The following is a 14379-nucleotide window of genomic DNA, read 5'->3' as shown; positions in this document are numbered from 1 at the left end:
AATTAACTTGTTTTAGGTTGGAAGTTGTCTTGTTTTTCAGAGAATTTTATTAAACAGAAAACGGCATAATTCAGCATGTCGAAATAATTAGCATCTAAACCTTCAGAAACGATGGTAATACCTTGATTATCTTCAATTTGCTTCGTTCTTAAAACTTTTTGATAAATAAGATCCGTAATTGAAGAAATTCTCATATCTCTCCAGGCTTCACCGTAATCATGGTTTTTTCTTTCCATTAAAGCTTTAGCTTCGGCGGAATATTTATCGTAAAGACTTAAAATCTCTTCTTTATTTTCGTTAAAATCATTAGAAAGGCCTTTTTCAAGCTGTATCAATCCGATGATAGAGTAGTTTACGATCGCGATAAATTCGCTTTCTTCACTTTCGTCCACCATTTTTATATCAGTCATCTGTAACGTACGGATTCTGTTGACTTTAATATAGATTTGATCTGTAATTGAGCTCGGTCTTAAAACCCTCCAAGCTGCACCGTAATCCTGTAATTTTTTGCTGAATAATTCGCGGCATTCATTGATAACTTTCTCGAACTGTATTGAAGTTTTTAGCATAAATTCTCTTAATAGCCCAAATATACGAATTAGGTTTTAGGTAGCAGGAATCGGGGATTGTTTTTTTGAGTCAGTATTTAGAGTTTGAGTGTAGGAGAGTTTGAGAGTTGGGAGTTTAATAAGAACTTGTTTTATCTTTGCAATCTAAAGCTTTATTATTTTTAATAAATAATTTTAAAATTACAACTCAAACTCTCCAACCCTAAAACTCTCATGCTCTCCAACTCTCCAACCCTCCCACACTCCAACCCTCCGACCCCCAAACCCACCCACTCCATAAACTGCAACGGAAGACTAGTCGATTTAACAACTCCTAAAATCATGGGAATTTTAAATCTTACTCCGGATTCTTTTTCAGACGGAGGAAAATTTAATAATGAAAAATCAGCGCTACTTCATGCAGAAAAATTATTGAAAGACGGAGCTGAAATTATCGATATTGGGCCACAATCTACACGTCCAAACGCTGAGTTTTTGAGTAGCGATGAAGAAGTAAAGAGAATTGGAACATTAATTTCTCAGATAAAAAAAGAATTTCCGGAAGCACTAATTTCATTAGACACTTTTTATGCTGAAACCGTGAAATTTGGTTTTAATGAAGGAATTGATATTATTAATGATATTTCGGGCGGACAATATGATGAGAAAATGTTTGATACAGCGGCCGAAACTAAGCTTCCATACATTTTGATGCACGTCAATCCGTCTTATGAAAAGATGCATGATAAAATTAAGTTTGAAGATATTACACTAGAAATCAATCGTTATTTTTCTGAAAAAACAAATGAACTTTTACAAAAAGGAGTCAATGATATTATTCTCGATCCGGGTTTTGGTTTTGGAAAAACAGTTGAAGATCAAATGAAAATGATTGATGAAGTTAAGTATTTCGGATTTGAAAAATTTCCTTTATTAATCGGGATTTCCAGAAAATCATTTATTTACAAACCTCTGGGTAAATCTGCTTTGGATATTGATGAAGAAACTCAAAAATTACATCTAAAAGTTTTAGAGCAAGGTGCTAAAATTTTAAGAGTACATGATGTTGCTGAAGCTTCACAGACAATTCGTAACTTTTTGAAAAACAATTAACAAAAAACATATTATGACAGGAGAAAAAGACCTTAAAACATTATTACAATCCATGAAACCTCACTTAAATGAAGGTGAATATGTTTTCTGTACCGTAGAAAAATTACCCAATATTGATCTGAATGAGATCATTTGCTTTTTTAAAGAACAAGAGGGCATTACTTTGATTATTAAAAAAGAACTGGCCGATCAGTTACATTTCAAATATGAATTTGTAGCTTCTTGGATTACTTTAGAAATTCATTCCTCACTTGAAGCAGTAGGTTTAACGGCTGCATTTTCCAAAGCGCTTACTTCTAAAAACATTAGCTGTAATGTAATTGCAGGATATTTCCATGACCATATTTTTGTTTCTGTGGATGATGCAAATAATGCAATGGAAGAATTAAAAAGATTGTCTGAAGTTGAAATTTAAAAATTTTAAAACAAGATGCTGAAATTTTGAGGATTCATGATGTTTACAGAGCTAAAAAGCCAACACCATAATTTTGATCTAAAAATAAAAAGTATAAAAAAAGTTAAAAACTCTTGCGGAATATTGAGAAGTTTGTACATTTGTCTCATGAATTTTAAGAATCAACAAAATATAATTATCGTTTCTATTATTGGAGCTATTGTGATCAGCAATAGTCAGGAAGCGGTATTATAAAAATAAATTTATTTTAAATTATAGAAGCCGTTTCATTTTGAAACGGCTTTTTTTATTTCATAGATTATGCAACATTTAGTAGTTATTATCATCGTCATTATTATTCGCTTACGGCTGTGAGACGGAAGATATACCCTATTTATATATTCATGCCTTCTCACATTTTGAGAAGGCATTTTTTATTGTAACAAAGAAATTAAATATTAAAAAATGTATTACGACAACGAAACCCTTATTTATTTTAACGGACAATTTGTAAAAGCAAAAGAGGCAAGTACAGATCTTTACGGGCAGTCACTTCATTATGGTTATTCTGTTTTTGAAGGAATCAAATCCTATAAAACCGAGCAGGGAACAAAAATTTTTAAAGCTAAAGAACATTACGACCGACTAAAACGCTCCGCTGAACTTATGCATATTCCGTTTGAATATACAACTCAGAAACTTACAGATCTTACTTACGAACTTTTAGAACTAAATAATTTCAGTGATGCTTACATCCGTCCGTTGGTTTTTTGCTCTCCCAATATGTCTTTATCCAAAAGCAAAGAATCTTCGCTTACCCTTTTAGCATGGGAGTGGAGTAATGGATATTTAGCCAATAAAATGCGCATTATGACTTCAAGTTTTCAAAGACCCAATCCGAAGGCATTTTTGGTAGAAGCTAAAGTTGGAGGGCATTATGTAAACTCAATTTTAGCCTGTCAGGAAGCCAAAGATAAAGGGTATGACGAAGCTTTGGTACTGGATGAAAAAGGAAACGTAGCCGAAAGTTCAGGAGCCAATGTTTTTTATGAAAAAGATGGCGTTTTATTTACTCCTTCAAAAGGAAATATATTACCGGGAATCACCCGCGAAACGGTTTTTGAAATAGGTAAAGAATTGCAGATTCCTGTTAAAGAAAGCTTCTTTAAACCCGAAGAAATGAGAGGAGCCGATGCCGCCTTTTTTTGTGGTACTGCCGCCGAAATTGTAGCGTTGGATTCTTTGGATGATGTTCCTTTTACAAAAGACTGGAAAGATACGGCAAGTAACAAGATACAGCAGGCTTATCAGAAACTGGTAAGAGTTTGATCATTGTAAATTGTTGGAGTGTAAATAATTAAATATCAAATAAATACATCTATTTTCTAACAATTGAATATTGTAATTTTCATAAAATTGGAAATAAAAAAAATATTACAACCAGTAGCTTTGGGTCAAAATTAAGTAAAAGCTTCATTGATGAATTTCGAAAAAATTGAAATTTCTGATACTATAAAAGAGATGGTAAGAACAGCAAACGAAGGATAATATGTTAAATAAATATTCAAAAACATTCACACAGAACCAAGAGCAGCCAGCCGCAAAAGCAATGCTATACGGAATAGGATTTACCGATGAAGACATGCAAAAAGCCCAGATCGGAATCGCAAGCATGGGCTACGACGGAAACACCTGTAATATGCACCTTAATGATCTGGCGCAGATCGTTAAAAAAGGAACTTGGAAAAACGACTTAGCTGGCTTGGTTTTCAATACAATAGGGGTAAGCGATGGAATGAGCAACGGAACAGACGGCATGCGCTATTCTCTAGTAAGCCGTGACGTTATTGCAGACAGTATTGAAGCAATTTGTGGGGCACAATATTATGACGGGCTTATCGCGTTGCCAGGTTGTGATAAAAATATGCCGGGAACGATCATCGCAATGGGAAGATTAAACAGACCATCAATAATGGTATATGGTGGAACAATTGCTCCGGGATGTTTTAAAGGTGAACAGTTAAATATCGTTTCAGCTTTTGAAGCGCTGGGGCAAAAAATAGCAGGTGAAATATCAGAAGAAGATTTTAATGGAGTAATTAAAAATTCCTGTCCTGGAGCAGGAGCTTGTGGAGGGATGTATACTGCAAATACAATGGCTTCAGCGATTGAAGCGTTAGGAATGAGTCTTCCGTATTCGTCTTCAAACCCGGCTTTAAGTATAGAAAAGAAAAATGAATGTCTTGATGCAGGAAAATTTATCAGGATTTTATTAGAAAAAGACATCAAACCTTCAGATATCATGACGCGTAAAGCGTTTGAAAATGCGCTTCGTCTCATCATTGTTCTGGGTGGAAGCACCAATGCAGTATTACATTTTATTGCAATGGCAAAAAGCATCGTAGTTTCCGTTACACAAGATGATTTTCAGAAAATGAGCGATGTAACGCCTGTTTTGGCAGATTTAAAACCAAGCGGAAAATATTTAATGCAGGATCTTCATGAGCATGGAGGAACGCCCGCAGTTATGAAATATTTATTAAGTGAAGGTCTACTACACGGTGACTGTCTTACCGTTACAGGAAAAACACTGGAAGAAAATTTAGCACAAATCCCTTCTCTTGATTTTTCAAAGCAAAAAATTATTAAACCCATTTCTGAACCCGTAAAACCAACAGGCCATATCAGAATTCTCTACGGCAATCTCGCAGAAAAAGGAAGTGTTGCAAAAATCACAGGAAAAGAAGGTGAAAAATTTGTGGGTAAAGCGAGGGTTTTTGACGGAGAAAAAAATCTGGTCAGAGGAATACAAAACGGAAACGTAAAACATGGTGATGTCATTGTTATTAGAAATGAAGGTCCAAAAGGCGCACCGGGAATGCCTGAAATGCTAAAACCCACAAGCGCTTTGATCGGTGCAGGGTTCGGAAACAGTGTTGCTTTAATTACAGATGGGCGCTTCAGTGGCGGAACTCACGGTTTTGTGGTAGGACACATTACTCCGGAGGCACATGAAGGAGGTTTAATAGCATTTGTAAATGATGAAGATATCATTGAAATCGATGCAGTGAACAATACCATTGAGCTTAAAGTTTCCGAAGAAGAAATTAAGAGACGAAAAAAAGATTGGGTAAAACCTGAATTAAAAGTAAAAAAAGGGTTGTTGTACAAATATGCGATGACTGTTTCTTCAGCAGCAGAAGGCTGTGTTACAGATGAATTTTAAAAAATACACAAAATGAAAAACCCAAATCTGATAATTGATAAAAATCAGTCGCGTACAGAAAAAGAGCTTAGCGGAAGCCGCATCGTGCTGGAAACTTTTTTAAAGGAAGGTGTAAAAACTATTTTTGGCTATCCCGGAGGAGCAATCATTCCTATTTATGATGCTTTGTTTGATTATAAAGAACAATTAGAACATATTTTGGTGCGTCATGAGCAGGGTGCAGTTCACGCTGCTCAGGGGTTTGCAAGAGTTTCAGGTGAGGTTGGAGTTGCTTTGGCGACAAGTGGACCCGGTGCAACCAATCTTGTGACAGGTTTGGCAGATGCATTGTTAGACAGTACGCCTGTTGTTTGCATTACGGGGCAGGTTTTTGATCATCTTTTGGGCACGGATGCTTTTCAGGAAATTGATGTCATCAGTATCACAACTCCGGTTACCAAATGGAATTATCAGGTTACCAATGCAGAAGAGCTTCCCGAAGTTCTAGCAAAAGCTTTTTACATTGCAAAATCCGGAAGACCGGGACCTGTTGTTATTGATATTACTAAAAATGCTCAGTTACAGAAGGTTGCATATAAAGGATATGCGTCATGTTATTCTGTAAGAAGTTATCAGCCTGAATCTGAACCGAATGATGAAAATATTAAAAAAGCAGCTGAATTAATTAACAACTCAAATCGCCCTTTCATTATTGTGGGTCAGGGAGTTATTTTAGGAAAAGCAGAAGAGGAATTTTTAAAGTTTGCAGAAAAATCAGGGATTCCTGTCGCTTGGACGCTTCTGGGGATAGGAGTAATTCCTACAAATCATCATCTCGCTATCGGAATGGTAGGAATGCATGGGAATTACGGACCTAATTTGCTGACAAATGAATGTGATGTTCTAATTGCAGTCGGAATGCGCTTTGACGACCGCGTGACAGGAAAACTCGATGAATACGCAAAACAGGCGAAAATAATTCACTTTGATATTGATAAAGCAGAAATTAATAAGAATGTAAAAGCCGATGTTCCCATTTTAGGAAACTGTAAGGAAACACTGCCCTTAGTGACGGATTTAATTATGTCTAAAGATTATTCAGAATGGCATGCAAAATTCAGAAACTGTCATGAGATCGAGCAGATTAATTTGATTAGCAATGAATTAAACCCTTCCGAAGGCGATATCACGATGGGAGAAGTTATCAGAAATATCAATGAATTAACAAAAGGAGAAGCTGTAATTGTTACAGATGTCGGTCAGCATCAGATGGTTGCCTGCCGATATTCCAAATTCAATCATTCTAAAAGTAATATTACGAGCGGAGGGTTGGGAACAATGGGATTTTGCCTTCCTGCTGCGATTGGAGCTGCTTATGGAAACCCCGATCGACAGATTATTGCGATTATGGGAGATGGCGGAGCTCAGATGAATATTCAGGAGTTGGGCACCATCATGCAGTATAAGCCTGATGTAAAGATCATTATTCTCAACAATTGTTTTCTTGGAATGGTAAGACAGTGGCAGGAATTATTTCATGAAGAAAGATATTCTTTTGTAGATATTCAAAGTCCTGATTTTGTACAGGTTGCAAAAGGTTACGGAATTAAGGGTAAAAAAGTAACAGAAAGAAAAGATTTAAAGATAAGTGTTGAAGAAATGCTTAATCATAAAGGAGCTTATCTGCTGGAAGTAATGGTTGATAAAAAATACAATGTTTTTCCGATGGTTCCGCAAGGAAAAAGTGTGTCTAAAGTTGTTTTAAACAATAATGAAATTTAAAATAAAAATATGGAAACAGATAAAAAAGAATTTACCATAACCACTTATACAGAGAATTATTTGGGAGTAATAAGCCGGATCAATAATATTTTTTCCAGAAGGAGAATTGTTGTTGAAAACCTCAATGTAGGTCCTTGTGAAGTAAAAGGTATTAAAAAATTTATCATCGTGATTAATGAAAATGAAGAAGCCATAAAAAAACTGGTGAACCAGATCGAAAAACAGGTCGATGTACTTGAAGTTCATTATCACAGAAATCCTTGTATGACGGTATTAAGAAATGCGGGGAATTATTAAAATCAAAGTAGTAACGCAATAAAATAGTAAATAAAATGGCAAAATTAAATTTCGGAGGAATAGAAGAAAACGTAGTAACAAGACAGGAGTTTCCATTAGAAAAAGCTCAGGAAGTATTAAAAGATGAAGTCGTGGCAGTAATCGGTTATGGTGTTCAGGGGCCGGGTCAGGCTCTTAATCAAAGAGATAACGGAGTGAATGTAATTGTCGGACAAAGAAAAAACTCAAAATCCTGGGATAAAGCTGTTGCAGACGGTTTCGTTCCCGGAGAAACACTTTTTGAGATTGAGGAAGCTTTAAAAAGAGGAACAATCATCTGTTATTTACTAAGTGATGCCGCTCAAATCGAATATTGGCCTAAAGTAAAACAGCATCTTAATCCAGGAAAAGCATTATATTTTTCACACGGTTTCGGAATTACATTTAATGAGCGTACGGGAATTGTTCCGCCTGCCGATGTTGATGTTTTTTTGGTAGCTCCAAAAGGTTCCGGAACATCTTTAAGAAGAATGTTTTTACAGAATAGGGGACTGAATAGCAGTTTTGCTGTTTATCAGGATGTTACAGGGAAAGCCAGAGATCGAGTAATCGCTTTGGGAATAGCGGTAGGTAGCGGTTATTTATTTGAAACCGACTTCAAAAAAGAAGTTTACAGTGACCTTACAGGTGAACGAGGGACCTTGATGGGCGCTGTACAGGGAATTTTTGCCGCACAATATGAAGTTTTGAGAAATAATGGGCACAGCCCTTCCGAAGCATTCAACGAAACGGTGGAAGAACTTACCCAATCATTAATGCCTTTGGTTGCAGAAAACGGAATGGACTGGATGTATGCCAATTGCAGCACAACCGCTCAGAGAGGTGCGCTGGATTGGTGGAAACGTTTCCGGGATGCAACTTCTCCTTTATTTCAGGAATTGTATGAAAATGTAGCCGCAGGAAACGAAGCACAATTGTCCATCGACAGCAACAGTAAGCCCGATTACAGAGAAAAACTGGATGCTGAATTGGCCGAACTTAGAGAAAGTGAAATGTGGCAGGCCGGAAAAACTGTTCGAAGTTTAAGACCGGAAAATAATTAAAATCATATGAAATACGAAGAGGAAACACTTGTTTCGGTTCTTGAAAATGTACAGAAGGCCGCAGAAAGATTGAAAAATATAAGCATCAAAACGTCATTGTCTGCCAATAATCATTTGTCTGACATTTTTAATGCAAATATCAGCTTCAAAAGAGAAGATCTTCAACGCGTAAGATCATATAAGATCAGAGGTGCTTATAATAAAATGGCAACTTTAAGTAAAGAACATTTATCTAAAGGAGTCGTTTGTGCAAGTGCAGGAAATCACGCACAGGGAGTCGCATTTGCATGTAATGCGATGAACGTGAAGGGGACGATCTTTATGCCCTTAACAACACCTGGGCAGAAACTTGAGCAGGTTAAAATGTTTGGCGGAAACTATGTGGAAGTTATTCTTTTCGGAGATACGTTTGATGAAGCAAAGGATACAGCAATAAAATTTTGTGATGAAAATCATGGAGTGTTCATCCATCCTTTTGACGATCCTGCAATTATTGATGGACAGGCGACTGTGGCGTTAGAAATTCTGGAGCAAGCTGAAGAACCTATAGATTATCTTTTCGTTCCTTTTGGCGGTGGCGGTTTGGCGGCGGGAGTCTGTAAAGTTTTTAAAGAACTTTCTCCCAAAACCAAAATTATTGCGGCAGAACCTTCCACGGCGGCAAGTATGAAAAAAGCACTGGAAAACGGAGCTCCTTTCCATTTAGATAAAATCAGTCGCTTTGTGGATGGAGCGGCAGTTCATAAAGTAGGGGATCTTACTTTTGAAATTTGCCGTAACATATTATACGATGTCGCAACGGTGAATGAAGGAAAAATATGTGAAACCATTCTTTCATTATATAATAAAGATGCAGTCGTTGTAGAGCCTGCAGGTGCTTTATCAGTGGCCTCGCTTGAGCAGTATGCAGATGAAATTAAAGGAAAAAATGTCGTCTGCATTATCAGCGGAAGCAATAATGATATCACGCGAATGGAGGAGATTAAAGAAAAAGCACTTTTGTATGCAGGTTTGAAACATTATTTTCTGGTAAAATTTCCGCAACGACCCGGTGCTTTGAAATCTTTTGTGATGGATGTTCTGGGACCGGATGATGACATCACGAGTTTTGAATATACCAAGAAAAATTCAAAAGAGAAAGGGATTGCTGTGGTGGGAATTGTTTTAAAGGACAAAAAAGATTTTGATCCGCTCTTATACAAAATGAAAAAACTGGATTTCTTTGTAAACTATCTCAACAATGACCCTTCTCTGATGAACTTATTAATTTAAACAAGATTAAAATCAGGCTAAAAGTCTAAAAACCAATGATGAAAAAGCTTCACAATTTGTGAGGCTTTGTTTTTAGGGGTTATCAAAATGTTTTTTCATTAAAAACTGCTGTATTTGATCTAAAATATTGGTTTTAGTAAATATTAATTGTTTCCAGTGTAAACCAAAAGTGTTTTAAGCTTTCCCGACTTGGGACGGAGCAAACTTATATTGGTTTTATAAAATCTGGACCACAACCTACCCCAACCAATATCAGTTTGAATAAGTCTGAACTAAAAATGAGGAGAACTTATTTTTTAATCTGATATTTAAATATTTTTCAGATCAGGGCATTATAATGCATAAAAAAAGCTGAGTTTTTACTCAGCTTGATCTATTTTAATTTCAAATTATCTCTCCAACGTAAAATTAGAAATCACTTTCGGACGTTCCGTTTCATTGGCTGCTTTCCATGAAGTTCTGTAAATCCATTCTGTCATTTTATAGAGTTTTTTATAGTTGATATTTTCAGATTCATCCTGTGGCGTATGATATTGATCGTGCAAAACGCTCGTGAAAAATATCGCAGGAATTCCCACTTTCGCATACGGAAGATGATCGCTTCTGAAATAAAAATATTCCGCGTGACTTGGGGAATCCCAATCTTTCAGATATTTGAATTTCGTACTTTCATTATTGGCATCCTCGGCCATTTTCACCAATTCTTCGGAGTTTTTATGAGGTGCATTTCCTCCTAATAAAGCGGCTTCATTGTTATCATTTCTACCAATCATATCGCCATTCAGAACGGCAACAATCTTTTCTTTCGGAACAACAGGGTGAGCGGCATGCCATCTTGAACCTAACAATCCTCTTTCTTCAGCTCCGTGAAAAACGAATAAAATACTTCTTTTCCCTGGCTGTTTTTTATAAGCTCTTGCCATTGCCAACATCGCGACACAAGTACTTGCATTGTCATCGGCTCCGTTGTAGATCGTGTCGTTTTTTACGGGATGTCTTATTCCATCATGATCTTGGTGACCGCTTAATAGAACAAATTCATCTTTTAATTTCGGATCTGTTCCGTCGATTTTTCCGATGATATTTACAGACGGATATTTGTAAGTTTCTGTGATTAGATCTAAAGAAATTTTAGGATTATTCTTTACCCAATTTGCATTTTCTCTTTTAATCCAAAGAACAGGAATATTATTCGTTACTTTTTCTCTTAAACCTTCAACTCCGTAAGCACCTCTTGTCATTTGAGGAAGAACTTCAACCCAGCTTTTATCAGAAGTATCATCTGTAATGAAAATGATAGCTTTTGCACCTAATTCAAATGCTTTGTTGTAGTATTTCGTTCTTACAAATCCGGGATATCTTCTTACGAAAAGCGTCATTTCTTTGTCGATGTTTTTATCAGATGCGTTGATCGCAAGAATTTTTCCTTTAATATTTAATTTTGAAAGATCTTCAGGCTCAGTTGTTCCAGCATAGACAATTTCAGCATCGATGTTGGCATTTACGGGTTCTGCTACAAGGAAATCTTTCCATAATTTTAAAGAGTTGTCTCCAATTTTTAAGCTGCTTTGCGGGATAACCTGATGTCTGTACATATCAAAAAACTGGAAGAAAGTTCCGTTGTCTCCGGCGGGTTTCATTCCTGCTTCTTTGGCTTTGTCGGCCAGCCACATGGAAACTTTTAATTCATCTAAAGTTCCGGCTTCACGTCCCCAAAACTGGTCTGCAGCCAATTCGTACATATCTTTTCTGAGATCTGTTTCTTTGATAGCTGAAACGAGAGGTTTTTTATAGTTTTGAGCATTTCCAAAACCTAAAATAAATAGAGCGAAAACGGATAACAAATACTTTTTTTTCATCGTGCTTTTTTAATTTTAATTAAAGTTAGCCAATTTTTCAGAAAACTGCTTTGAGAATTCTTTTCTGTCTTCTTCTAATTTTTCTTTATTTGAAGGTAAAACATAATTGAAAAGCAATTTGTCTTCGTTATCTAAAAAGACGATTTCTTTTTCTTCTCCATCAATCATTTGGGCAAAAATCTCCCACATTGGCGTGTCTTTTAATCTTAATAATTCAAAAAACTGCTCTGCTTTTATTTGTATTGTTTTCATTTAAATTTTATTAATTGTTCGTTACTAATTACCGATTACTCCTATTTAAAACTCTAATAATTTAAGCTTAAACTGTATCGCAAAGTTTTGCTTAAAATTCGGAGTTGTATAATAACCGACTCTGTAAAATATTCCTAAATTGAAATAGCTGGAAAGAAAATTCGTCCACTCCAAGCCAACTTCCTGATACAAATGATCTAACTTTCTGAAGTTGAACTGATGATATTCAGGGTGTTTCATATCTCCGATGGTTCCTCTTAACACAAAGTCAAAACTTGAAACATTTTGCCCAAAACTTTTAAAATACCAAGGGATTTTATGAGTAAAATAATAGGCAACGAATTTATCGTTATAGTATTTTCCACCCTCCAAGGTCGCAAAACCTAAGAAAGATGTTAAGTTGAAATTAAAATCTCTTCTTGGCGAGGCCAGACCGTTCATCGTGAAATTCTTCCAGATGGGAGCTTCACCGAAAACCATTCCGCCATAAAATCTTACACCGGTAGTTCCGAGCATTGTCTTAAAATTATGAACAAAAAGAGCATCAAAACGGGTATAATTAAAGTCTCCGCCTAATATTTTAAAACTTTGTTCGTAGTTGAAATATAGTTCAGGATATTTTTGATCAACAATAGATTTTCCTTGCGGAGTCATAATATTGGTTGAATTCGGGGAATATTTTAAGGTAAATAACGTGTTGAAATTTTCAAAAGCAGGACCGCTGTTTCTGAACTGATAATCAAACAATGCTTCTTCATAATTTCTTTTTGCTGCGAAAACCAGCGTCAATCCGTTGGTAACATCATTCAGATAAGAAACGGAAGCGCCTCTGTAATGGAAATATTTATCATTATTAATATTATTTCCATAGTTCATCATCCTCATTTTGAAGTTCCAGAGTCTTCTGTAAAACTCTCCGGAAGCGGTAACATCATTGTAATAATCGATCCTGAAAAAAGAATTTTTATCAAGATTGGTCTTTATATCAAGACCGATTCCGTATTTTAGTTTATCATCTTTCAGACCATATGCAAAATAATAATCGGGAGAGAAGTATGGATTGAAATTTTCATTCACTTTAGCTTTTAAACCTAATCTAAAACCTTCATAGGAGTTAAAGTTCACGATTTCATCAACTGCGAAATCCAAAACTCCGGATCTGATTTGCCCGTTAATTAATCCTGTTAATACCCTTGCTTTACTATCAATATTATATTTTTTTCCGAGACTGTCGATCGTTGTATAGGTGTTTTTTTCTCTTTCTGTCAGAGGTTCTGTTCTGTATTGATCGAGTGCTTTTCCATCCGAACTTTTCACGGAAAAAGTATAGCCTTTAAAATCTTTGGAATCCTCTTCAATAGGCGATCTGAAATCAAAATATTTTGAAGACAGAAACGCATAAGTCCCGAAACTTCTTTTATCAATTTTCTCTGGCTCGTCTTCAGAATGACTTTTTTTGTCTTCCTGCATTGCCATTTTATTCATTCGGAGTTTTACGGTTTCATGAGCCAAAAACCATTTATTGTTATAGAAAATCCACGTACTGGTAATGATTCCGTCGTTTTTATTTTTGCTGAAATTTTCTATTTTTTTGATGCCGTAAGTTTCAGTGTCAATGTAAATTGCGCCGTTGTATTTCCTTTTTTTGTCAGGTTTCTTGTAATTCACTTCACGAAAACGGATGACAAAATTTTTTCTGCCATCCATCACAATAGTATCAGTTAAAAAGAATCTGTACAATCCTCTGTTTTCCTGTTTAAGCTGATTGGGAATTTTATCTCTGTTGCTTTGCTGCAGGGCGATCATCTCGTAAATAGGCTGTTTAAGACCCGAAATTCTGTTGTCCAGAATATTGATCTTTTCACCATATTTTTTTGAGAATAAAAACTCCTGAGCCCTTTCCCAAAGGAATAATTTACTTTTTGAAAATATCTGTCTTGCCGAAATATTATTTAGCGAATCTTTTTCTCTTTTTTTCTTGAATAAGTTATTTTCTTCAAAGAACTGATTGAACTGAGAAATACTGTCTTCATCAATATCCAATGAAATTTTTTCGTAGGATTTATAGGTGTAAGATTCTAAACTTTTCGGTGAATTTTTTGTAAATAACTGATTGACTTTTTTAAGTATTTCCAACGCTCTCGGATCACTTTTATCTTCAATAATGATTTCTTCAATAGCTGTCGTTTTGGAAGATTTTTTGATCAAAGAAATAGTCATGTCGCTTTCTACAACGGATGTTTCTTTCTGATATTGATTGGCTTGAACAGTGATACTTTTACATTTTGATTTAAATTCTAAAATGCCCTGAGTATCTGTTTCACCCAATAATTTGTTATTGCAAAAGACTTTGGCATTGGGAACAGGAATTTTACTAGCATCATCTACTACCTTAATTTTTGATTGTGAAAAACCAAAAATAGAGATCAAAAAAAAAATAAACAGTAAAACCCTTTTCATGTAAAAAATACTACGTCAAAAGTAATAATATTTATTGTTTTGGAAAAGTTTTAATCATTGATATTCAAATGATTTTTAATAGAAAATATCTTAAGTGTAAAACAAAAAACGCCCG

Annotated in this window: 12 protein-coding genes; 8 read left to right on the top strand and 4 right to left on the bottom strand. The window is 35.4% G+C overall.

Translation table 11 applies throughout. The annotated features are described in order from the left end of the window. Positions 1-2: 2 nt before the first annotated feature. A complete protein-coding gene (locus SB689_RS19860; RefSeq protein WP_410693819.1) occupies positions 3-569 on the bottom strand; it encodes a DUF1599 domain-containing protein in 567 nt (188 codons plus the stop codon). Positions 570-890: 321 nt separating this feature from the next. On the opposite strand from SB689_RS19860, the gene folP reads away from it, so the two are divergent. The 8 genes from folP to ilvA all read left to right on the top strand — a co-directional run bounded on the left by folP (position 891) and on the right by ilvA (position 9693). Beyond that, a complete protein-coding gene (gene folP, locus SB689_RS19855) occupies positions 891-1661 on the top strand; it encodes a dihydropteroate synthase (protein WP_410693818.1) in 771 nt (256 codons plus the stop codon). 13 nt (positions 1662-1674) lie between these two features. Beyond that, complete coding sequence (locus tag SB689_RS19850) at positions 1675-2076, top strand: ACT domain-containing protein (protein ID WP_410693817.1); 402 nt, start codon at positions 1675-1677, stop codon at positions 2074-2076. A gap of 444 nt (positions 2077-2520) precedes the next feature. Continuing rightward, the gene (locus tag SB689_RS19845; RefSeq protein WP_410693816.1) at positions 2521-3384 is read left to right on the top strand and encodes a branched-chain amino acid transaminase; all 864 of its coding nucleotides are present in this window, start codon (positions 2521-2523) and stop codon (positions 3382-3384) included. 220 nt (positions 3385-3604) lie between these two features. Then, positions 3605-5281, top strand: a complete 1677-nt coding sequence (ilvD, locus tag SB689_RS19840) for a dihydroxy-acid dehydratase (RefSeq protein ID WP_410693815.1) — start codon at positions 3605-3607, stop codon at positions 5279-5281. A gap of 12 nt (positions 5282-5293) precedes the next feature. Then, the gene (gene ilvB / locus SB689_RS19835; RefSeq protein WP_410693814.1) at positions 5294-7042 is read left to right on the top strand and encodes a biosynthetic-type acetolactate synthase large subunit; all 1749 of its coding nucleotides are present in this window, start codon (positions 5294-5296) and stop codon (positions 7040-7042) included. Between the two features lie 9 nt (positions 7043-7051). Next, positions 7052-7339, top strand: coding sequence for an ACT domain-containing protein (locus tag SB689_RS19830; RefSeq protein WP_410693813.1), 288 nt, complete (start codon positions 7052-7054; stop codon positions 7337-7339). Positions 7340-7374: 35 nt separating this feature from the next. Beyond that, positions 7375-8421: a ketol-acid reductoisomerase gene (gene ilvC, locus SB689_RS19825; protein ID WP_410693812.1), complete on the top strand. Its 1047-nt coding sequence runs from the start codon at positions 7375-7377 to the stop codon at positions 8419-8421. A 6-nt stretch (positions 8422-8427) separates the two neighbouring features. Further along, positions 8428-9693 (top strand): threonine ammonia-lyase IlvA, encoded by a 1266-nt coding sequence (ilvA, locus tag SB689_RS19820; RefSeq protein WP_410693811.1) that lies wholly within the window; start codon positions 8428-8430, stop codon positions 9691-9693. A 389-nt stretch (positions 9694-10082) separates the two neighbouring features. Here ilvA and SB689_RS19815 read toward each other — a convergent pair whose 3' ends face one another. The 3 genes from SB689_RS19815 to SB689_RS19805 are packed head-to-tail and all read right to left on the bottom strand — an operon-like array spanning position 10083 to position 14264. After that, complete coding sequence (locus SB689_RS19815) at positions 10083-11552, bottom strand: M20/M25/M40 family metallo-hydrolase (protein WP_410693810.1); 1470 nt, start codon at positions 11550-11552, stop codon at positions 10083-10085. Between the two features lie 15 nt (positions 11553-11567). Continuing rightward, the gene (locus SB689_RS19810) at positions 11568-11804 is read right to left on the bottom strand and encodes a hypothetical protein (RefSeq protein WP_410693809.1); all 237 of its coding nucleotides are present in this window, start codon (positions 11802-11804) and stop codon (positions 11568-11570) included. Between the two features lie 45 nt (positions 11805-11849). Further along, a complete protein-coding gene (locus SB689_RS19805) occupies positions 11850-14264 on the bottom strand; it encodes a DUF5686 family protein (RefSeq protein WP_410693808.1) in 2415 nt (804 codons plus the stop codon). Positions 14265-14379: the final 115 nt, after the last annotated feature.

The organism is Chryseobacterium sp. SIMBA_038, from assembly GCF_046535115.1.
Lineage (GTDB): Bacteria > Bacteroidota > Bacteroidia > Flavobacteriales > Weeksellaceae > Chryseobacterium.
This window is presented reverse-complemented; position numbering and strand designations above follow the sequence as displayed.

Bases quoted from the DNA above. Each gene is read 5' to 3' on its own strand.
- SB689_RS19860 (WP_410693819.1), bottom strand. From the start codon at position 569: ATGCTAAAAACTTCAATACAGTTCGAGAAAGTTATCAATGAATGCCGC.
- folP (WP_410693818.1), top strand. From the start codon at position 891: ATGGGAATTTTAAATCTTACTCCGGATTCTTTTTCAGACGGAGGAAAA.
- SB689_RS19850 (WP_410693817.1), top strand. From the start codon at position 1,675: ATGACAGGAGAAAAAGACCTTAAAACATTATTACAATCCATGAAACCT.
- SB689_RS19845 (WP_410693816.1), top strand. From the start codon at position 2,521: ATGTATTACGACAACGAAACCCTTATTTATTTTAACGGACAATTTGTA.
- ilvD (WP_410693815.1), top strand. From the start codon at position 3,605: ATGTTAAATAAATATTCAAAAACATTCACACAGAACCAAGAGCAGCCA.
- ilvB (WP_410693814.1), top strand. From the start codon at position 5,294: ATGAAAAACCCAAATCTGATAATTGATAAAAATCAGTCGCGTACAGAA.
- SB689_RS19830 (WP_410693813.1), top strand. From the start codon at position 7,052: ATGGAAACAGATAAAAAAGAATTTACCATAACCACTTATACAGAGAAT.
- ilvC (WP_410693812.1), top strand. From the start codon at position 7,375: ATGGCAAAATTAAATTTCGGAGGAATAGAAGAAAACGTAGTAACAAGA.
- ilvA (WP_410693811.1), top strand. From the start codon at position 8,428: ATGAAATACGAAGAGGAAACACTTGTTTCGGTTCTTGAAAATGTACAG.
- SB689_RS19815 (WP_410693810.1), bottom strand. From the start codon at position 11,552: ATGAAAAAAAAGTATTTGTTATCCGTTTTCGCTCTATTTATTTTAGGT.
- SB689_RS19810 (WP_410693809.1), bottom strand. From the start codon at position 11,804: ATGAAAACAATACAAATAAAAGCAGAGCAGTTTTTTGAATTATTAAGA.
- SB689_RS19805 (WP_410693808.1), bottom strand. From the start codon at position 14,264: ATGAAAAGGGTTTTACTGTTTATTTTTTTTTTGATCTCTATTTTTGGT.